Source organism: Vibrio sp. Y58_MX_L22, assembly GCF_024181865.1.
Taxonomy (GTDB): domain Bacteria; phylum Pseudomonadota; class Gammaproteobacteria; order Enterobacterales; family Vibrionaceae; genus Vibrio; species Vibrio alginolyticus.
Map to the genome: position 1 here is coordinate 552,601 of NZ_JAMZAN010000003.1, position 21,791 is coordinate 574,391.

Annotated in this window: 16 protein-coding genes and 1 tRNA gene; 9 read left to right on the forward strand and 8 right to left on the reverse strand. The window is 45.6% G+C overall.

Annotated features, from left to right (window positions below):
* The first annotated feature begins 534 nt into the window (after positions 1-534).
* Both NL626_RS10255 and NL626_RS10260 read left to right on the forward strand, forming a co-directional pair.
* Positions 535-618: transfer RNA gene (locus NL626_RS10255), tRNA-Leu, on the forward strand.
* 32 nt (positions 619-650) lie between these two features.
* Positions 651-1,262: a DUF2913 family protein gene (locus NL626_RS10260; RefSeq protein WP_017819727.1), complete on the forward strand. Its 612-nt coding sequence runs from the start codon at positions 651-653 to the stop codon at positions 1,260-1,262.
* 78 nt (positions 1,263-1,340) lie between these two features.
* Here NL626_RS10260 and NL626_RS10265 read toward each other — a convergent pair whose 3' ends face one another.
* Positions 1,341-2,741 carry a tryptophanase gene (locus tag NL626_RS10265; RefSeq protein WP_104976313.1) on the reverse strand — a complete coding sequence of 467 codons (1,401 nt, stop codon included), beginning with the start codon at positions 2,739-2,741 and terminating at the stop codon, positions 1,341-1,343.
* A 297-nt stretch (positions 2,742-3,038) separates the two neighbouring features.
* Positions 3,039-4,283, reverse strand: a complete 1,245-nt coding sequence (locus NL626_RS10270; protein WP_005374169.1) for an NADH:ubiquinone reductase (Na(+)-transporting) subunit B — start codon at positions 4,281-4,283, stop codon at positions 3,039-3,041.
* Between the two features lie 159 nt (positions 4,284-4,442).
* On the opposite strand from NL626_RS10270, the gene NL626_RS10275 reads away from it, so the two are divergent.
* The 3 genes from NL626_RS10275 (at position 4,443) to NL626_RS10285 (ending at position 7,407) form a co-directional block, all read left to right on the forward strand.
* Positions 4,443-5,831 carry a cytochrome ubiquinol oxidase subunit I gene (locus NL626_RS10275; protein WP_154204158.1) on the forward strand — a complete coding sequence of 463 codons (1,389 nt, stop codon included), beginning with the start codon at positions 4,443-4,445 and terminating at the stop codon, positions 5,829-5,831.
* 10 nt (positions 5,832-5,841) lie between these two features.
* Complete coding sequence (gene cydB / locus NL626_RS10280) at positions 5,842-6,840, forward strand: cytochrome d ubiquinol oxidase subunit II (RefSeq protein ID WP_253657304.1); 999 nt, start codon at positions 5,842-5,844, stop codon at positions 6,838-6,840.
* A 174-nt stretch (positions 6,841-7,014) separates the two neighbouring features.
* Complete coding sequence (locus NL626_RS10285; RefSeq protein WP_054728604.1) at positions 7,015-7,407, forward strand: hypothetical protein; 393 nt, start codon at positions 7,015-7,017, stop codon at positions 7,405-7,407.
* A 46-nt stretch (positions 7,408-7,453) separates the two neighbouring features.
* Here the strand turns inward: NL626_RS10285 and NL626_RS10290 are convergent, their stop codons facing one another.
* The 5 genes from NL626_RS10290 to NL626_RS10310 form a co-directional block, all read right to left on the reverse strand.
* Positions 7,454-7,981 carry a hypothetical protein gene (locus NL626_RS10290; RefSeq protein ID WP_253657305.1) on the reverse strand — a complete coding sequence of 176 codons (528 nt, stop codon included), beginning with the start codon at positions 7,979-7,981 and terminating at the stop codon, positions 7,454-7,456.
* Positions 7,926-8,621 carry an EF hand domain protein gene (locus NL626_RS10295; protein ID WP_005374179.1) on the reverse strand — a complete coding sequence of 232 codons (696 nt, stop codon included), beginning with the start codon at positions 8,619-8,621 and terminating at the stop codon, positions 7,926-7,928. Before NL626_RS10295 ends, NL626_RS10290 begins: the two co-directional genes overlap by 56 nt.
* 195 nt (positions 8,622-8,816) lie before the next feature.
* On the reverse strand, positions 8,817-10,049 hold the full coding sequence (gene lhgO / locus NL626_RS10300; RefSeq protein ID WP_253657306.1) for an L-2-hydroxyglutarate oxidase: 1,233 nt from the start codon (positions 10,047-10,049) through the stop codon (positions 8,817-8,819).
* 8 nt (positions 10,050-10,057) lie between these two features.
* Entirely contained in the window at positions 10,058-12,181 is a 2,124-nt protein-coding gene (locus tag NL626_RS10305) for a TRAP transporter permease (protein WP_226083315.1), read from the reverse strand.
* Positions 12,182-12,269: 88 nt separating this feature from the next.
* Positions 12,270-13,280, reverse strand: a complete 1,011-nt coding sequence (locus NL626_RS10310) for a TAXI family TRAP transporter solute-binding subunit (protein WP_017635521.1) — start codon at positions 13,278-13,280, stop codon at positions 12,270-12,272.
* Positions 13,281-14,116: 836 nt separating this feature from the next.
* Between NL626_RS10310 and brnQ the strand changes: the two genes are divergently transcribed.
* Entirely contained in the window at positions 14,117-15,427 is a 1,311-nt protein-coding gene (gene brnQ, locus NL626_RS10315; protein WP_213867532.1) for a branched-chain amino acid transport system II carrier protein, read from the forward strand.
* A 103-nt stretch (positions 15,428-15,530) separates the two neighbouring features.
* Positions 15,531-16,739, forward strand: coding sequence for a GGDEF domain-containing protein (locus NL626_RS10320; RefSeq protein WP_005374203.1), 1,209 nt, complete (start codon positions 15,531-15,533; stop codon positions 16,737-16,739).
* Between the two features lie 43 nt (positions 16,740-16,782).
* Here the strand turns inward: NL626_RS10320 and NL626_RS10325 are convergent, their stop codons facing one another.
* Positions 16,783-18,132 carry a sigma-54 dependent transcriptional regulator gene (locus tag NL626_RS10325; RefSeq protein WP_253657307.1) on the reverse strand — a complete coding sequence of 450 codons (1,350 nt, stop codon included), beginning with the start codon at positions 18,130-18,132 and terminating at the stop codon, positions 16,783-16,785.
* Between the two features lie 171 nt (positions 18,133-18,303).
* On the opposite strand from NL626_RS10325, the gene NL626_RS10330 reads away from it, so the two are divergent.
* Together NL626_RS10330 and NL626_RS10335 are read left to right on the forward strand one after the other, a co-directional pair.
* Positions 18,304-20,376: a sensor histidine kinase gene (locus tag NL626_RS10330; RefSeq protein WP_253657308.1), complete on the forward strand. Its 2,073-nt coding sequence runs from the start codon at positions 18,304-18,306 to the stop codon at positions 20,374-20,376.
* A 212-nt stretch (positions 20,377-20,588) separates the two neighbouring features.
* Entirely contained in the window at positions 20,589-21,716 is a 1,128-nt protein-coding gene (locus NL626_RS10335) for a conjugal transfer protein TraF (RefSeq protein ID WP_253657309.1), read from the forward strand.
* Positions 21,717-21,791: the final 75 nt, after the last annotated feature.

Here is a 21,791-nt window from a genome sequence, read left to right on the forward strand (position 1 = left end):
GAAAAAAGAGCCAAAGGAATTGGCAGAAGAAAGGGACAACGCAGTGAGTGATAACTCACTTTTAGATCCAGAATGTAGACAGAACGAATAGTTCGACATCTTATTTTTACCTTATACAAGCAATTGAACGTAGCTGGTCCGGTCCGTGGGGTCATTCACTGCTGGCGAGCATGTTGCTTGGCCTGATCCATGTGACGGCTTGTATGGGTAAGGGTCCTGAACAACTAAACCCTAATTCCCGCTTAAACGGGACGCAAGTATAGCCAACAAAAAGAGATATTCATCACATTTATTTACGCAAACGTTCAAGCGTTCAAAATTTAGGCAAAAGCACTCTTTTGTCGTCATACTATTAATAAAAGTAAGGGCATAAGGATAGGCGTTGATGGTAAAAAACATAAAAGTGACCAATAAATATGCAATCAAACTCGAAAGAGCCAAAATTCGTCATTTTGCTCTCGCCAACAGGTGGATTTTGGTTATACAATTCGCGTTGCTTCTTTCGAGGCCTCTGAGTATTCAGAGCATCATGATGCCGAGATGGTGAAATTGGTAGACACGCTAGCATGAGGTGCTAGTGCCTTTGGTGTGAGGGTTCGAGTCCCTCTCTCGGCACCATTATCCTTCTTCCCTAATTTTGTTCGAGTGTAATGCAAAGTTCTAAGCAGGCAAGACAGTCTACAGATGCTAACCAACTTCTGAGTGAGCTTGCGGTTCACGCTTTATTACACCTGCACTTTAAAATTCACGCGTCCTCGCATGGCCTCTCCCTTAAAGAACGTAATGACTTACTTCAGAAATGGCTGAAACCAAAACTGAAGAGTAATCGCTATAAGCTGATTAAAAAGCCGTTAAAATCTTTGACTCAGCAGGCAAAAGGTGAGAACGGAAATCTGGAAGTATTACTCGAGCGCTGCGTCGGTGCAGACAAACCCAGCAACCCTCAACCCGATCTAGATAGCTACTTGCTGCTGATCAACGAGATTGAGAAGAAACTGGGGACTACCGTGTTATTATCGCGACCGGAAGACGTCGACTTATCTCACGACCAACACGGCTGTTTGCTGTGTGTGCTTTCTGAGAACTTAAATCAGCACTTCGATGATAATAACGCCCTAATCGCTCCTATTTCGATGCTGTTCCGCGGACCAATGAGTCAACGCTCACTTTTCCTTGGCAGCATTTACGCCAGTGGTACCTTCAATTATGAAGTGCAGTATCAAGACGACCAGTTCGTTCGCATCACATTAGAGTTGGCGTAAGTGTAACGCTAAGAAATAAACGAATCGAAAAAGGCCGCGAAACTCGCGGCCTTTTGCTTATCTAGATTTAAACTTGAGTTAATCGATCTCTTTAAATCGAGCAGTAAAGTGGCGCAGCACTGGTGGCTCGTACTCGAAAGTGAGCCCTTTTAACTCATGTGCACGATTTTTCAGTTCGATAATCGCATCCGCAATGTAATCCATATGATCGTTTGTGTAGACACGACGTGGAATGGTCAAACGCATCAACTCAAGCTCTGACGCTTTTTGTTTACCCGTTTCCGGATCTCGACCAAGCAGCAACGATCCTATCTCTACTGCTCGAATACCCGCTTCCAAGTACAAAGCATTACACAATACCTGCGCAGGAAACTGATCAGCTGGAATATGTGGCAAAATCTTAGCGGCATCCACAAACACCGCATGACCACCCGTTGGGTATTGAATCGGAATACCGCCTTCACGTAAGCGCTCACCTAAGTATTGAACTTGGCTAATTCTATAGTGAAGAAAATCCTCATCCGCGGCTTCATACAAACCGCGAGCGAGCGCTTCCATATCACGCCCAGCCATGCCGCCGTATGTTACAAATCCTTCCATGGGTACGCAGCGCGTCTGCACCGCCTGGAACAACTCCTTATGATCACGAATACAACACATGCCACCAATGTTTACCATCGGGTCTTTCTTAGCTGACATGGTGAGCATATCACCGTACTGGTACATCTCACGGATGATTTCCAGAATCGATTTATTCTCGTAACCCGCTTCACGCTGCTTGATAAAGTAGGCGTTCTCACAGTAACGAGCCGAGTCAATCACCACTGGAATATCGTACTTGGTTGCAATCTCGTACACACTGCGCATGTTTTCCATCGACACAGGCTGACCACCGGAGCTATTACAAGTAATCGTGGTGATAATTGCACAAATGTTATGCGAACCGTGCGCTTCAATTGTTGCCACCAGCTTATCGATATCAAAATTGCCCTTCCAATCATAAGGCGTAGTGGTGTCGAATGCTTCTTCCGTTACCACGTTAATCGCTTTACCGCCATTGAGTTCAATGTGACCCGCTGTGGTATCAAAATGGTAGTTCGAGATAAATACTGGCGTTTCACCACCACGCACCTGACGCATACGCTCAATCAAAGCGGGGAACAAAATTTGCTCGGCACCACGCCCTTGGTGTGCAGGCACGGTGAGCTTATAACCGAAGAAGTGCTCCACTGCATCACACAGGTTGTAGTAATTTCGACTCCCCGCATAGGATTCATCCCCCATCATGATGCCAGCCCACTGGTTATCACTCATGGCACCAGTGCCAGAGTCAGTCAGCAAATCGATATAAACATCATCACTACGAAGAAGAAATGGATTATAGCCCGCTTCTTTTAACGCGACTTCACGGTCTGACAAAGTCGTCATTTTGATTGGCTCTACCATTTTGATACGGAAAGGTTCTGGAATACGTTTCATTGTTAATTTCCTTATACGCATTGCCCTACGCAGTTTCACGTAAGACTAAAAAAAAATAGATAGAATGCTTTTCAATGCGATTGCATTGAGGAAATCAACGAGAAGAGATTTTACTAAGAAGAGACAAGCAGTAGTCTAGGTTATACCAGAACGACAGCACCAAACGGCTATCGAGAATATCCTTTATTCTCATCGTCTTCGTCCTCCTGATAAAAATAAAAAGTCAGAAACCCCATGTGTCTGACCTTTTCAATATAGTGCAGTTTTCAATCAATTTTCAGTGAGGTCACCCTCATTTTAAGAAGGTCTCGCCCTTTTCATTCTGCGTTTGATATTACTTTCTTTGACTAGGTAATCGAAAAGTGGCGCGAATAAGTTAGCAAATAGAATCGCTAACATGATGCCTTCTGGATAAGCCGGGTTCAGCACTCGGATAAAAATCGTCATCACACCGATTAATAGTCCGTATGCCCATTTCCCGTTATTGGTAAAAGCTGCCGAGACAGGGTCTGTCGCCATAAAGAAGGTACCAAACGCAACCCCACCAATCACGAAGTGCCAGTAGAACGGCATGGAGAACATGGGGTTAGAGTCTGAACCGATCGCATTCAATAGTAATGAAGCTCCGATTAAACCGACCAACACGCCCGCAACAATTCTCCACGATGCAATCTTCATAAAGATGAGAACCAAGCCTGTTAGTGCGATCAACAACGTGGAGACTTCACCCATCGAGCCTGGTAAATTACCAACAAAAGCATCTCCCCATGAAATTGTTTGTCCTGTCATATTATTTATCAAAGCACTTTGCCCGCCTTCATACCATTGACTAAGTGGAGTAGCGCCAGAGTAACCATCAGCCGCGACCCACACAGCACCACCGGACATGTTGGCAGGATAGGCAAAGTATAAGAACGCGCGCCCTGCTAAAGCTGGATTTAGGAAGTTTCGTCCAGTACCACCAAAAATCTCCTTCGCCACAACAATACCGAAAGTGATACCTAAAGCCGCTTGCCATAGTGGAATTGTCGGAGGAAGGATCAGCGCAAAGAGTATAGAGCTGACAAAAAAGCCTTCATTTACCTCATGCTTTCGCACAATAGCAAACAGAACTTCCCAGAAACCACCAACGATAAACACCGTCGCATAAACTGGAAGAAAGTAAGTAGCACCAAGCCACATTTTACTTCCCCACCCCGCTTGTGAAACCGCATCTAACGAGCCCCATACCCAACTCAGTTGCCATGAAGAAACAAGCGCTTGCTGAGCTGAGGCTTGATCCATTCCATACAACAAGGCATCACTCGCTTGCTGGCCTATGTTGTACATACCCCAGAACATAGCAGGGAAGACCGCCAGCCACACCATGATCATAATACGTTTTAAATCGATGCTATCTCGAACGTGAGTCATGCCCTGGTTTACCTTACCAGGCGTGTAAAAAATGGTTTCGACAGCTTCGAAAAGTGGGTAGAACTTGTGATACTTCCCACCTGGACCAAACTTAGGTGTCGCTTTCTCAAAGTAATGTTTAAGGCTCATAACGCTCCTCCTTTATCTAAAAGATGGTACGCACATGTGTAAAAAGCGATCGTTTTTTAATCTCTTCGTCTTCCTTCTTCGTACTTCACCTTGTTCGCCACTCTTCTGTCTCCTCTTTAAATCCGGCGAACAGTTTATCCAACGAAAAAGGGACCGCTCATGGACACACTCGCCATTGACCTAGCTAGATTCCAATTTGCCTTTACTGTCTCTTTCCACATTATTTTTCCAGCTTTTACGATCGGTTTGGCAAGTTATCTCGCTGTATTAGAGGGCTTGTACTTAAAAACGGGCAACAAACAGTACATGCAAATCTATAAGTACTGGCTCAAAATCTTTGCCATCAGTTTTGGTATGGGTGTGGTGAGTGGCATCGTGTTGAGCTATCAATTCGGTACTAACTGGAGCGTGTTTGCCGACAAAACAGGCCCAATCCTAGGCCCGCTAATGGGTTATGAAGTTTTTACTGCGTTTTTCCTCGAAGCTGGGTTTTTAGGCGTGATGCTTTTCGGTATGGATAAGGTGGGTAAGAAGCTTCACTTCGCCGCGACTTGTATTGTCGCATTCGGGACGTTTTTGTCTGCGTTTTGGATACTTTCGGTTAATAGTTGGATGCAAACACCAGCGGGCTATAGTATCAACGAAGCCGGACAGTTTGTCCCAGAAGACTGGTGGGCGATTGTCTTCAACCCTTCTTTTCCTTACCGGCTCGTTCATATGTTGCTCGCTGCTTACCTTACTACTGCCTTTGTTGTAGCTGGCGTTGCCGCTTATCACTTACTAAAAGCAAACCATAACCCTCTAGCCAGAATTATGTTCTCGATGGCAATGTGGATGGCTGCCATCGTGACACCAATTCAAATCGTTGCTGGAGACATGCATGGATTAAACACCCTTGAACATCAACCCGCCAAAGTCGCCGCGATGGAAGGGCACTATGAGTCTCACCAAGGCGCGCCATTGATCCTCTTCGGTATCCCTAACGATGAAGAAAAACGTATGGAATACGCACTGGAAATCCCCAAACTCGGTAGTTTGATTTTAACTCATGACCTCAACGGTGAAGTGAAGGGATTAGATGCTTTTCCAGAGGAGGAACACCCTCCTGTCTCTATCGTTTTCTGGTCTTTCCGAGTAATGGTCGCGCTTGGTTTTGGCATGCTTGTTATTGGTTTGTGGAGCCTATGGCTAAGAAAACGTCGCAAACTTTTTGATTCAAGGGCACTTCAACGTATTTGTGTCCTGTTTGCCCCTGCGGGGTTCATTGCGGTTTTAGCAGGCTGGATAACCACCGAAGTCGGTCGACAGCCTTACACCGTATACGGTCTTTTAACCACAGCCAATTCGGCATCGCCTATTGATGCCGCCGCGGTGAGCGTCTCCCTGACGGCGTTCATCGTGGTTTACTTTGTGGTTTTTGGAGCTGGTTTCTTCTATCTCCTACGTTTGATGCGCAAGTCTCCAACTCGATATGAAGAAGGCTTAGACAGCCGACTTCCTGATGGCACGAAAACCGATGCCATAACACATTCTAACCATCTAACCTAGGAACTAACTCATGGATTACGCATTAATTTGGTACGCTTTGATTGGGCTCGCTGTTCTGATTTATGTCGTGTTAGATGGCTTTGATCTCGGTATTGGTATCCTATTTCTCAGCGCTAATGACGATGAAGAGCGCGACATGATGATGAACAGCATCGCTCCTGTTTGGGATGGGAATGAAACTTGGCTAGTTCTTGGCGGAGGTGGGCTTTTTGCCGTGTTCCCCCTCGCTTACGCGGTCATTATGCCAGCACTCTATGCTCCCCTGATTTTAATGCTGATCGGGTTAATTCTGCGCGGGGTTTCTTTTGAGTATCGCTTCCGAACACAACGCGGAAAGTTTTTATGGGATAGCGCTTTTTTCATTGGTTCACTCACCGCGGCATTGATGCAAGGCATTATGCTCGGAACCCTGCTCCAAGGTATAGAGGTTAGTGAACGAGCATACGCAGGTGGATGGTTTGATTGGCTTTCACCATTTAGCGTATTTTGTGGCCTGGCGCTTGTTTGTGCTTATATTCTGCTCGGTTCATGCTGGTTATTAATCAAGCTTCCAGAAGAACTGATGGGGCGCTATTACGTGGTCGCGCGACGATGGGGACTAGCGATGGTAGCCTGTATATTCATCGCCAGTTTGTGGCTGCCATTGAGCCAAAATATCGTATTTGAACGTTGGTTCTCATTACCAAACTCGCTACTGTTTTTCATTTTACCAATTATTGCAGCGGCACTTATTTGGCAGTTATTCAAAGCCTTACTCGACCACAAAGCCGTCCGAGCCTACGTTCTTGCGATCGGCCTGTTTCTTGTGTCCGCGATGGGTTTCGGTGTCAGTACATTCCCTTACTTGGTCCCATTCGCACTCACTTATCAAGACGTCGCCGCGCCAGATAAGAGTTTGGCATTTTTACTTGCCGGTGCGGTGGTATTACTTCCTCTGATCATAGCCTACACGGCTTATTCGTACTGGGTTTTCCGCGGCAAGATGAAACGTGGAGAAGGATATCACTGATGAAACTAAAACCCATTTTGTGGTGCATTGGCATTTGGCTGGTAAGCGTGGTCGCCTTGTTTATCATCAGTTCGTTGATACGAACTGCGATATTGTAGGTCCAGAGTCGACTGCACCACATCTGAAGCCATTGAGGTCTATACTCAAGCAAGAGTAAAACAACGGAGTGTTTTTATGACCTTAAAGCGGTTTCTGGTAACTTTGATTCCTTTGACGGTTCCACTGTTTTCACCAAATGCATTGGCCGTAGACAAGCAGATGTCATCCGCCATGAAAAGTAAAATGCGGTCTATTTGCTCCGCAACAAACGAGCAGGGCCGTTGGCAACTTGCTGAGGCAACTCCTGACGCCAGACGCTCACTCAACATGGTGCTTTATCAAATGAATGCCGATGATAAATTGAAAGCAATTCATGAGGTGAGAACGAAAATGGTCGGCGGCACCCATTATGCGTTTGAGTTCGAGTTGCAAGATGGTCAAGTCTGGAATGCGATTGTATTGCACAGTGCCCGAGGCGATTACATGATAGAAAGACACGCAAAGAAAGGGGAACTCTGCCCTAAATAGCAATAGACACTACAACTTTACAGCCGACACAATAAAGTCGACTGATTCAGTCGCCTTTATTGTTGGTATGTTTAGGTATCGCTTCAAAAGCTTGGGAAAAGTAATAGCTTTCAACCTGAGGCCTAACTAAATCACAAGCTAACCCAAGGTCATCATTTTTTGTGAAAGGTAAATGTTCTGACACTAATTCCTGGGAATCTTTGTCCACGGTCTGGAAAGATTCAACAATTCTAAGTGGCCAGTAAGCTTTATTCTCAGTAACAAGAAAAAAGTAATATTGGAGCTGCTCTCCATGAGTCACGGCATTGTTAATTTCACTTCTAATTTTAACCACTTCGATTTTGCTACCAACACAAGTGAAGTCATATGCATCAGTAATTTCCGCTTCCTTCGCGCCCGGAGTATATACCATATAATCCGATTCAAACTTATTATCAGTCAGCAAATAACCATCGTCGACACTAGTTAACTGAAAGGAAAATGCAGGGTAATGTACTATCAAACAAGCTCCAAAAGCCCTACTTAAAAATTTCTTTGAAAATACCTTTCTTATACAGTTCGGTAAATATCTCATGTCGTTGTCCATATGAATCTGTATTTTTATTAATAACCCTAGTAATACTATCAGTCACCGTTCTAGATGCTCCCTTATCGGCTTTTAAATATAGTTTATTCTTCAGCCAAAAAATCATAGCAGTCCTGATGGCATATTTAGGTTGAGCAACTAACTGGGGCGAAGAAGAGAAACTCGTATTTTCGTTCCAAATATTTGCGTGTATGCTTTCTGTCGCTAAATAGTTTCCTTTCCCTGTTAACTGTATCATTCCTCTACCGCGATATTTCCATCCATCTCCGGTACTTGCATCACCATTGCCTATTTTCATGGCATAGGCATTATTTGCTATCGCTTCTTGGTTTGCTTTTTGATTGATGGCATTTTTTCTCCCGTGCTTTTCAGCTAACGCCGGCCTATTCCGATAGACTCTGAAAGTGCTTTTCAATCCTTGAACTGAATAATTCAGGTTTTCCTCCATTCTCATTCCAGGACCAACCTCTTTTGCTAATTGAGCGACAAAGTGTGACAGTCTCAGTTCACTATCTAACTTACATTCAGAGATCTTCATAGAAAGTTCTTTGCTTATAATCACTAAATAGTCTTCTGAAACTTTAGTTTCATTCTTCCATACTTTTCTAAGGTGCTGTTTTGTAATCATAGTCCCTCCATCTGATGAAGATTAAAACTGAAAGAACAAAAAATCACCTATAAAATTTGAAGTTGACATTGTATTACGACACTTTAAAACCATTTCTTACATACTAATTACATTATTGTGCGGCAAATAACATACCAGTCAATATTCTAGAAAAGCATTCTTTTCGCTCATATATTTTAACATGGCTTTTTACTGTTAAACCGTCTCGGTTTTCGCCTCTATCTTCTCATTCACTTTATCGCAAATGTACTCTCCAATAGGCATTGCAGATGTCGCTGCGGGAGAGGGCGCGTTGCAAACGTGTAGGCTTCTTGCGCTCTCGGCAAACAGGAAGTCATGAACCAAAGAGCCATCGGATAACACCGCTTGCGCGCGAATACCCGCAGGATATGGTTTGAGGTCTTCGACCTTGATGCTTGGGCAGTACTTATTGACCAGCTTGAGATAGCCCGGCTTCCACCACGAGTTCTTAAACTCATCCAGTCCGGTTTTTAGATGCTTTTGTGTCACCTTCCAAAAGCCGGAGAAACTGAGCATTTGCATGGTATCTTGCAGGCTAAAGTTAACCTTGTCGTACCCTTCTCGCTTCCAGCCTTGCACCGCGTTTGGACCAACGGTCACACTGCCATCAATCATGCGAGTCAGGTGGACACCTAAGAATGGCAAATCAGGGTCGGGAATTGGGTAAATAAGATGATTCACCACTTGGTCGTGTTTGCTATCTAAGCGGTAGTATTCACCACGATAAGGGATAATTTGGAAATCGGTTGGAATACCCATCATCTTAGTCATACGATCCGCCATCAAGCCGCTGCAAGTGACCAAGAATTTGGCATTGAGCTGCATGGTTTGCCCGTCTGAAATGCAGGTCAATTGAACTTCTTCGTCCTTCTCTTCGGCAGCCACCACTTTGGTTCTCAGACTGATTTGACCGCCGAGCTTTTTGAACTCTTCCGCCATCTGCTCAGTGACCAAACGATAATCGACAATACTGGTGGTTTTGACATAAATCGCGCCCAAGCCCGTGATGTTTGGCTCAGCCAGCTTGAGTTGAACTTCATCGAGTAGCTTTACGTCGATGCCGTTGACATGGCAGCGCTCATAGAGGGCATTCATGCGTTCGACTTCTTGCTCATTGGTCGCAACCAGTAACTTGCCACAGTTCTCCACCGGAATATCGTGCTGAGCACAGAACGAAATGGTTCGCTCTACCCCACGCTTACAAAAGTCGGCTTTTAAGCTACCCGGTGCGTAGTACACTCCAGCATGAATCACGCCGCTATTGTGTCCGGTTTGATGCTTGGCAAAACCGGACTCTTTCTCAACCAATAAAATGGATTTGTCTGGATGACGTTGTTGCAGTTGCCATGCTGTCGACACACCAACGATACCACCACCAACAATGATGTAGTCATAGACTGATTTCATACGACCTCTTATAAAACCGATAGTTGAGATTGTTGCAATTTGAACTTGCGACCACTGTAAATGAACACCGCGACAAATACCGCGCAGCTTGCCACACGAACCAACATTGGGATGTCGTGCCAAACCAGCAAAGTACCCACCACAACCAACAAGAGACGCGTCAGAATGTTTAGAGGACCTTCCAAGTAACCTTCAATCGCACCAATCAATGCATAGGTTCCGATGATGGCGAAGAAGCCCACGGTAATTACCGACGTTACATCCCAACTTACCAAGCCTGTGTAAGCAATCAGCAGCGGTACAAGATACAAACCTTTAGCGATTTTCCATGCCATCAAACCGGTACGCATTGGCGGTGTTTTCGCAATGGTTGCCGCAGCGAATGCGGTCAAACACACTGGGGGTGTAACGTTACTGTCTTGCGATAACCAGAAGATGATGAGGTGAGCAGCCAGCAATGCCAAGCCTACCGCTTCCATACCCAAACTTTGCTCTAGTAGGGTTTCCATAAAGTCCGCAGGCACTAGCGCCACCATTTCTTTCGCGGTTTCCAACGCCATTGGTGCATTAAGCAGTTCCAGCTTTTCTGGCGCCGCCAACATGAAGATCGCTTTTGCTTGTTCAGGCAATTGACCTGACACCATCAATTCAAGCAGTTGGTTTTCCGCAATCAACTTGTAAAGCGCAGGGGCAGACAGTGTGCCCAATACAATATACGCCGCTGTCACGGGTAAACCCATCCCCAAAACAAGAGAAGCGAGCGCAATCAGAACGATCATGATGAACAAATCGCCATTCGCCCAACCGTCGATCATCAATGAGAACGTGTTGCCGATGCCCGTTGTGCTGATCACGTTGATCACCAAACCAATACCCACCAGCAATACGGCGGTTGTCGCCATGTTTTTCGCGCCTTGCGAGAGCGCTTCGATGATCGCTTTTGGTCCCATCTTATGATCTTTCGAGAACCAAGAAGCCACCACCACTGAGATGATCGACAAGCCCGCAGCGTAAGTCGGTGTAAAACCTTGAACCAACAAAGTAACCAATACCGCCAGCGGGATAAGGTTGTGCCAACCGCTGATCAACACTTTTAATAGAGATTCATCGCTGGTCGTGATTTTTTGAACGCCGCTGCGTTTGGCTTCGATACGCACAAAGAACGCAACAGACAAGAAATAGATAAGAGCAGGAATGAAAGAAACCGCAATGATATCAACATACGGAATTTGCGTGTAAGACGCCATGATGAAAGCACCCGCCCCCATCACTGGTGGCATCAACTGACCACCTGTCGACGCCGCAGCTTCAACGCCCGCCGCGAAGCGCGAAGGAAAACCTGCTTTTTGCATCAAAGGAATACTGATAACACCGGTTGAAACCGTATTTGCCACACTAGATCCAGATACTGAGCCCATCAATCCCGAGCCAATCACTGCAATAAAACCCGGACCGCCGATGATTTTGCCTGCCGCAGCTCGTGCCACATTGATGATGTAATCACCAACACCAGAGCGAACAAGAAACGCACCAAACAGAATGAACATGAATACGAAAGTCCAACTGATGCGCGAGATAGAGCCAAACATGCCCTCAGAAGAATAGAAGCTGCGGTAGAGCAAGGTTTCCATGCTCAAACCCGGGAAATGGAAAATACCTGTCGCCCACTCACCCCAAAGCACAACGTAACTCAGACACACCACAATCAGCACAGGAATAAACCAGCCCATGGTGCGTCGGATCAGCTCAATCACAATCAGGATTGCCATGATGGCGAAGACCCAATCGCTGGTCACGAACTTCACGCCACGTTCGTACAGCGCATCTTCGGCATAGGGAATGTAGAGCAAACACGCGACCGCGCCCATAGCAATTAACACATCGATGCCGAGTGCAAGCTTACTCTGCTTGAGAGAGATATGAGCCGGATACCAAAGCGCACAAATCACCGCAAAGCCAGCAAAGTGGGTCGCGGAAATCCATAACTCTGGTAACGTCGATAAGGTATTAAACCAAATGTGCAAAGCAGACAACACCACGCCAAACACTGTGATTGTGGTGGTTACCCACGGAAAATCAGTGCGCGTGGGCAGCTCAAACTTCTGCAATTCCTTTTCTATTGAGTCGCTCATCTCATACTCCAAGCTCTGGCGGCTTTTTCCATCTTAGAAATCGGTAGGGATAAAATGCCCCGAGCCGAAACTCGGGGCGAAGTTGGCGTTATTTCGCCATTAGGTCTGATGGGATTTCGATGCCCATTTCTTTGTAGTAACGCACCGCACCTGGGTGAAGAGGCACTGGCAAGCCTGCAATTGCTTTCTCAATTGCCATTGCTTTGGTTGCTTTATGAATACCTTGTAGGAAAGGCAGGTTCTCGTAGATCGCTTTGGTTAGCTGGTAAACGTCTTCTTCCGAGATATCTTCACGAACAGCCAAGAAGTTTGGCTGTGCAATGGTGGTGATCGGCTTATCTAGACCTGGATACGTGTTCGCAGGGATCTCGTACTTCGTCCATAGGTTGTAATTGCCGTTCGCTTCTTTGATTTGTTCGTCAGTAAACGAAAGAATCGAAATGTCTTTACCCAGCGCAGCAAAAGCTTGAGTGACCGCACCAACAGGTACACCCGCAGGCGTGTTCATGCCGTCAATGGTGCCGTTTTGAAGTGCGCTCGCACTGCCGCCGTAACCCATGTAAGCAAGATTGAATTTATCAGGGTCGACCTTCAGACCTTTCATGATTTGGCGACCAGAGTTCTCAGTACCTGAGTTCTTCTTACCGATAGAGAACTTCTTGCCATCTAGGTTGTTCAGGTCAGTCACTGTGCCGGTTTTTGCTAGGTCAGAGCGAACAATAAAGTGCTCAACGTTTTGCCACAGCATAGAGACTGAACGCAGCTGTTCTTGGCGACCGCTCTTCTCATAAGGACCTTCACCAGACCAAGCCCACGCACCGTAAAGACCTTGTAGAATCGCGAACTGTGCTTCGTTTTCGTTCAGCAGTTTGACGTTTTCACCAGAGCCCGCAGAGCTGATTGCAGAAAGGGAGAAGTGGTGCTTTGGTGCCAATTTCACTTTGCTTAACGTCGCCAGTGCTACGCCCACAGGGTAGTAAGTACCACCTGTCGATGCCGTTGCAAGAATGTAGCTACGATCTTCTGCCGCAGCGTTAGCAGCAATACCAAAAGAAGTCACAGCGACAGCCAAAGCTTTTACCAGCTTATTCATTTTCATTATTACTCTCCGTGTAGTCGTTTCACGATTGGGGATTTACATCATGTTAAATCTTTATTAACAACACTTTCCCTAGAGCAATTGAAATGCCAACTTTTAACCCTTTGTATTTATTAAACTAAGTACTGAAAGACATCAAAAATGAGCAAAATCATGCTGATTTGATAGCAAAGTAATGAGCAAGATCTTGCTCATTGAAGAGAAGAAGGTTGCACGCCTAGATCGCAAAAGGTTAATAAAATGTGATCAAGACAAAATAAATGCACGATTCACTAATAAGCAATATTTTGCCGATGCAATTTTGGATTGAACTGCAACTAATGAGTATCTTAACAATAAGAAGAAAAAGCGCATCATTCTAAACTGCTCACTTTATCAGCGGAGGTTTATAGCCTAAACGACTACAAATAGCACAAAAATACAGCAAAACAAGTCATGTTACAGAAATGAAAAGTCATTTATTCTAATTTTGAATTTAAAAAGCAGTTCGATCCACCAGTTCAGAAACAAACATTGACCGTATCAACTTATTTTCTACTTCGGGGTTGTGCCAATAGCCCTATGTTCGTTAGGGTAACAACACGCCAAGGCAAACGTATTCCTTGGTATTTTTTCGTCATTAAGGATCATCCATGTCAGCAACCGCGCAATTACAATTCGCTTTAAAACGCCCATCTGGCGTTGCTGCTGCGATCCTCCTGCTCTCTCTGAAACTGATTCAGAGCTGACAGGCTATATCTAAACTTTCTGTCAGCTTGAGAAGAAGCTGACGGGAACACCACATACTCCTCCCATTCCTTTCAGTTTCTTCCAAGCGAAACATAAGAGGAATAACAATGTTAAGCGCACGCAATATCGCCGCTTTGGGCTTCATGACTTTCGCCATGTACTTAGGCGCGGGTAACCTGATCTTCCCTCCATTTTTGGGTTACCAAGCAGGTGAAAACTTTCTGAGCGGGATGTCTGGCTTCCTCTTGACGGGTGTAGGTCTGCCTGCGATGGCACTGGTGATGGTGGCTATCGTAAACGGTTCAGACAAATTAACCGCTGCCCTACCTAAACCTTTGGCGACCAGTTTTTGGGTGATGGTGTTTATCGTGATTGGCCCTGCGTTCGTGATCCCACGTGCAATTACCGTGGCTTACCAATTTAGCTTTGCGCCAATGTTTGGTGATGCCGCTTTGGTGCCTTTCACTATTGCCTTCTGTGCCATCACCATTCTATTTGCCCTATATCCGGGTAAGTTGGTAGACAACCTAGGTAAGATCTTAACGCCTGCCTTGATGGGTATCTTGATCATAATGTCTGTGACTGCTTTGATTTCTCCTGCAGGTGAGCTAACTACCGCAACAGGACCATACGTATCTGGTGCATTTGCTGAAGGCTTAACCCAAGGCTACATGACCATGGATGCGCTAGGTTCTATCGGTTTTGGTTGGATCATCTTTCGCGCGATTCGCAGCATGGGTGTGGATTGTCCGAAAGCCACTGCAAAATACACACTAATTGCTGCTTTAATGTACGCGGTTGCCATGGCATTTGTTTACATCTCATTGGCTTATATTGGCTCGACAAGCTCATACTTGGGTTCTGAGTTCAGCAATGGTGGCGACATTTTAACGGCATTCACCTTCAGCCACTTCGGCGCATTTGGTTCACTATTACTAGGTGCCGTGATGGTATTGGCGTGTTTGACTACTGCTATCGGCGTAACCACCGCAGGCAGTGAGTTCTACGACAACACTTTCAGCAAAGTGAACTACAAAGGCTGCGTTATCACGACCATGGTATTGGCTGGTTTGATCGCCAACGTAGGTCTAGAGCAACTATTGGCTATCACATTACCAGCGGTTGTGGCGCTTCACCCAGTAGCGATTGCGTTGATGATCATGGCACCAGTGCGTAACAAGATGTCGCAAATCATGGTCGTCGCAACCGCGTTCACTGCTCTAATGTTTGGTTGTGTTGATGCGCTGCACATCCTAGGTTACATGCCAAGTTCCACTGATGAGTGGATGGGTAATTACATGCCTCTGTACAATGACTTTGCTAGCTGGATTGTGCCTAGCGTATTTATGATGATTGTTGGTCTGCTGTTTACGACGAAAACCAACCAAACCGAACAATTCGAGCTGGTGAATGAATAGCCGTTTAACATAAGACATCGCTCAATAAGTGCGTTACTATGTAGCTCGCTTATTGATATCAGGCAAAGGAGTTGCCTGAATGAAAGATTGATATGGGTCGCCTATGGATAATCAGTATCTAGACATCAGAACACTGAACTTTATCGTTATTCTGTTCTCTTGCATTTACTCTATTAGTCTGCTTTGTTATCAATACACTCAGGGTAGAGTCAAAGGCTTAAAAACCTTCTCGATATCACTACTGTTCATTGGTTTAGGCCCTTTTTTACTTGGCTTTAGGGGCTCTGCGCCAGACTGGCTGACCATCGTCATAGCCAACACTCTCATATTAGTCGGCTTCTTGCTTACGCTATATAGCGTAAGCATTTTTCGTCAATACCCTTTAAAATTGGCTCACTGTCTCACCTTGTTAACACCTGTTTTCAGTGGTTCATTTTACTATTTCACCTTCCATGATCCTTCTATCAAAAGCCGCATTATTTATCTGAGCATGTATATTTGTATCGTCACCTTCTTTAGTGGTGTCGCTATGCTTAAAGGTACCCAAAAGGACTTAAAGCTCCCTGTTAAAGCAATGGCTTACTCTTTCTTTGGATTTAGTTTTTTTATGGGATTTAGGGCGCTTTGGAGTACTTTTTCAGGTGAGTTACCAAGCTTTATGGTCGCAGGCCTTATCCATCAGCTGACTTTCTTATTTAGCATCTGCCTGATCGTTGCTTTGAGCTTTAGTATGCTGTGGTTAATTAACGGACGCTTGGTGCAATCCATTAATGATCTCTCTCATTTAGATGCACTCACAGGGCTATATAATCGTCGAGCCATGGAAGAAATCGTTCCAAACTTGGTTAGTAAAGCACATAAAAAAAGCCAAGCAATCAGCATTATTATGACTGATGTCGACAAGTTCAAAGCGATTAATGATCACTATGGTCACACGGTTGGCGACTCCGTCATGGCAACGATCTCCACTATTTTTAAAAAGCATCTTCCTGAGTCCGCCTGCATTGTGCGATTTGGTGGTGACGAGTTCATGATTGTTTTGCTCGAAAAAGCACAGCAAGCCAAAATTGTCGCAGAGCAAATTCGCCTTGCGGTCGAAACTGAAACCGCTTTGCAATCATTTAAAACTGAAGTGACCATGAGCTTTGGTATCAGTCAGTTATCTGAAGGGCAATCACTTCAAGAGGCGCTTGCTGAAGCAGACGAAGCGCTATATAGCTCTAAACATACTGGAAGGAACCTCGTTACCTTGTTTGGAGAAGGTAAAGACCTAAATTATAAGTTTGTCCCAGCTCCAGCCAAAAGCGCATAACGTGTTTGTTATGCCAGTGATTTCGAATTAGCTAGAAATCGCACTAAGTATAGTCGGAGCGATTCAAACCAAACTTCTGCATCTTTTGGTTAAGGGTTCGACGTGGTAAATCCAACTCCTGCATCACCTCATTGATGCGTCCATGATGCCTGACTAAAGAATCATGTAGCACCTTACGTTCAAAGTTATGTAGCTGAATCGCCAACGGCACGCCCGCATGCGTCTCTTCGGTCGTAGAAGATGGTCGACTAGAGAGAATTTCCATTACGGAGACGGTTTCATCCAATGCAAAACGCATCGCTACATTCCTAAGCTCACGTACGTTACCAGGCCAAGAGTAAGCAAGAATGGCCTTTCTATCGGCTTCACTCAGTGGGCGGCTCTCAGGGTTACTTTTCAGAGCAAAGTGTTCGAACAAGATCAACGCATCATCTTCTCGCTCACGTAGCGGTGGCAAATAGATCTGCGCCACATTAAGACGATAGTACAAATCCTGACGAAACTCGTCATGATCATTGAGATCTTCTTTCGCGGCGGCGATCACTCTCAAATCAACTGAGATCTGTTGGTTGCCCCCAACGCGCTCTACCGTATGTTCCTGTAATGAACGCAACACTTTCACCTGCATGGACAGCGGCATACTCTCGATTTCATCAAAGAATAAAGTGCCTTTATCCGCGTATTCCAACTTACCAATGCGCTTTTTACCCGCTCCGGTAAATGCCCCTGCTTCATGCCCAAACAGCTCACTTTCAAACAGGTTCTCAGGAATAGCGCCACAGTTGATTGGCACAAAATGATAGGATCTGCGTTGGCTTTCATTATGCAAACTGGTCGCCACCAGCTCTTTACCACAACCTGTTTCGCCGTAAATGATCACGTTAGTATCAATGCGTGCTAACTTGGCTACTTGTTCTCTAAGCTGTTGCATCACTCGGCTTCGCCCAATCAACACCTCTTCTAAGCCGCTAACGCTAGATAGGTACTCTTGGCGATCTTGAGTAGACGTTTGTGCGCGATAGCTCTCGACCGCTTCGGTTAATCGTTGGGATAAACGCTCAGGTTGGAAAGGTTTCTCAATAAAATCGAACGCACCGTTTTGTAACGCCCCTACTGCCATATCGACGTCACCATGTCCGGTGATCAAGATAACTGGCGTTGGGATGTGATTAGCAATCAGGCTTTCTAGTATCGACAAGCCGTCGGTGTCCGGCAGGCGAACATCACTGACAATCGCATCAAATTCTTGGCTAAGAATGGCCGCTTTCCCCTCTTCTCCTAAACTGAATGCGGTCACGTCGAACCCCGCCAGTTGCAGCCACTGACTGGTAGCCTGACGAACAATGTCATCGTCTTCGATAAGTGCAATTTTAGGGGTGTCGTCAAAAGCCATGAGTTACTACCGTAGGTGGAATAGAAATCGCTCTTTGCTAACGGTAGCAAAAACCACTGAGGAGAAAAGGAGCTAGATCTCACTTCTTGCTTACAAGTCTTTAACATCCAACCAGTTAGGCGCACTCTTTAATGACTCTCGGTGAGAACGCACTAGCTGAACGGAGTCAGTATGCAGCGCAAAAGGAATGGCAAAACGTGGCTTGTGGTCGTAATTGCAGCAGTGCTGATGTTGTCTTGTTATAGCGCCAGCAGAGAGGTTGCTCGTCAATGGTTGAGCGTACAAACTCAAACCGAAGCTCAACAAAAACTGCTCGACTATATCGGTGAAGTTCGCCGTGCACTCAAACGCTTCTATCACTTGCCTTACCTTGTCACCAATAATCCGGAAACCATCGCGTTTGTAAAAGGAAACCGGACTTATTACGAGCCATTGCAAACCCAACTGACTCAGCTAGATAAAGCCGCCAATACGGAAGGTTGGCTAATCCTGTCTAACTCTGGCGAAGTATTGGTCTCAAGTTTGATCGAAGAGCGCTTTAGCCTGTCTGACCGAAAAGCCATTGTGGAACAAATTCACAACCAAGGCGGCGGTGTTTCCTTGGTGAACAAAACCAAAGGTTCGAGCCCATTGTATTATCTTGCAGCCCCTATCTACGATGGTCTGGATATCGCTGGCATTGTGGTGGTGCAAATCAACCTTAGCCTATTGACCGAACAGACCATTACTAGCCAAGACATCATTACGTTGCAGAACCGTCAGCAACGCTTTTTCCTATCGAGCAGCTCGCTCTATAACGCAGACTGGTTTAACGAACCAAGCAACACCGTTCAGTTAGAAACGCAGCGCTTATACGACAACACCAATATCAGTGTGTGGACGCTCAATCAGCAACGCTATTTTGCGCACACCGTTAAATTGGATGATTTGAATTGGTACGTCAGCTACCTCACCCCTTCTAAGCCGATTCAACAAACCATCAACGTGATTGGTTGGAGCGTAGCGGCGCTGCTCTTGTTAGTTGTATTACTCGTCATCATTGGTCTACAACGTCGCCAAAAGCACATCAATCAACAGCGAATTCAAGCCCTGTTGGAAGAGTCCCAACGCCGCTTGAAACAGATGATCAATAAAACTCACGTTGGTTTGCTATTGATTGATGAACAAGGGCAACTGTTCGATCTCAACCCAATGGCAAAGCGCTTGTTCTGTTTGCCAGAAAGCGTCAATCGACATGCTTTTGCTTGGGAGTTATTCGATGCAGGCAATCCCAATTCCACCACACTCAAGTTGCTTAAGGATTTACCTAAACATAAAGAGCTCGCAGAGATCAGCACGGTCGAAACCATTGCCAGACGCAGTGACGGTAGCGTCTTCCCTGTCTTGTTCTCACTGACCAGTTTCCCTTGGCATGGCGAGCAGTATTTCCTTGCGACGATCATCGACATCAGCAAGCGGAAAAAAGCCGAGCAATCACTGCAACAGGTCAACCAAGAACTGGCGCAGCGAGTAGAAGAGCGAACTCAAGCACTAAAAGAGGCGCAAAGCCAGTTGATTGAATCGAGCAAAATGGCCGCCTTAGGTCGCATGTCGAGCGCGATTACTCATGAGCTCAATCAGCCACTGACAGGCTTGCGTACCCTGCTCACAACAAATGAACTGTTAGCAGAACGTGGCGAAACCGAGATGATGAAAGCCAACAACGTATTGGTGCAGAAGCTGATTGATCGCATGGCAAGCATGACCAGCCAGTTAAAGACGTTCGCCTATAACAAACCAGAAAGCCTACAAGCAATTTCTCTTACCTCCGCACTCGAAGAAACCCTACGCGTTTATCAAACCCAATTAGACAAAGTGGATGTGCGTGTTCGTGTTCCTCATGACTTACCTAATATCATGGGTGAAGAACAACGACTGCTTCAGGTGCTCGGCAATCTTGTCTCGAATGCGCTAGACGCAATGAACCATACCACCAACCCGCAGCTCAGCTTGATCGTCAACCCAACCGACAATCAGGTCGAACTGATCGTCAGTGATAATGGCTGCGGCGTGTCGAATGAGATGCTTGAATCCATGTTCGAACCCTTCCAAACCTCAAAGAAAATTGGTGAAGGATTGGGGCTGGGTTTAGCGATTACGGCCAACAATATGCGTGATATGCAAGGGAAAGTCAGCGCACAGCTCAACACTACTGAAGGAATGTCCTTCATCTTAGTATTTAAACTCGCTCCTCACCGAAGCTGACCCAACTTCTCCCATATCTCAATCCTTTTCTCTCAATAAGAGAGCAATATAAACCCTGTTCAACTTTATAAAGCGAGTTGCCTAACCTACGCTTAACTTGATGAATCGCCACATACCATTCATCAGAACAATTTTTGGTGGTTGACACCAGTTTTAGCTCCCACCGTCTAATTTAATGATAAGTGATTATTTAAAATAAGAATGGATGCGTTATGATAAAAATAACTTTAGCTGCAGCAGGAGCGCTTTTTGTATTATCACCTCACGCTTTTTCTGCACCTTACGCTGCCGACGCTCGAAGTCATGGTATGGGAAATACAGGCGTCGTTTCTGCTGACTATTTGACCGCGCCCCTACATAACCCAGCCTTGGGGGCCCTCTATCGAGAAAATGATGATATCGGTCTGCTCATTCCGGCTGTCGGGGTCAATATCCACGACGAGGATGAAGCGTTGTCAGCCGTAGATGACGCCCAAGACCTTTATGATAGTATTCAGGGCATTCCTACTCCAGCGAACGAGGCCGAGCTTAATCGCCTCCTCGATCAGTTGGATAAGAGCGTCCCAGTTGTCATTAACGGAGGGCTAAGCCTCGCAATTGCTATTCCGACGCGCTACATGTCTGTAAACCTGTTTAGCACTGGTTATGTGGAGATACTTGCTGCACCCGATATCTCAGATTCAACAAACACCGCAGATCGATACCTCAATTCTGCCGTTAACCTAGCTGCTTTCGGTAATGTGGAATATGGTATTGCTCTATCTCGTGCTTACACTATAGGCGAACAACAATTCGCATTTGGTATTACACCAAAATACCAACAACTTAAAACCTACACACAACGTACAACACTAGACGACTTTGATATCGAGGATTACGACAAAAGTGAAGTATCAAAGAATACTTTCAATATGGATCTTGGGGTCGCTTGGTATCACAACGCATTTAGAGCAGGCCTTTCATTAAAAGACGTCTTCGAGCAAGATATTGAAACAAAACTGGGCAACTATACCTACGAACTCACACCACAAGCGACAGTTGGCATCGGTTATGTCGGGAACTATGTAGCTCTGAGCTTAGACGCCGATCTCACCAAACAAAAGCGCTTTAAAGAGCTCGACGATGACACTCAGTTTATTCGTGTCGGTATCGAGGGGAATGCTTGGGGGTGGGCACAACTTCGCGCTGGTTATGAAATTGACCTAGAAAATAATCTCGATAACTCAGTGACAGGTGGCATTGGCATCAGTCCTTTTGATGTGATCAGTTTAGACCTCGCTGGCTCTTACGCTGGCGATAACCAGTTTGGCGCGGCGGCGAATTTAGCATTTACGTTTTGAATATGAATGCCAATCTAAATTCACTTAGGTTGGCATTGTTAACAACCATCCTATATATCAATGTTTATCATTACT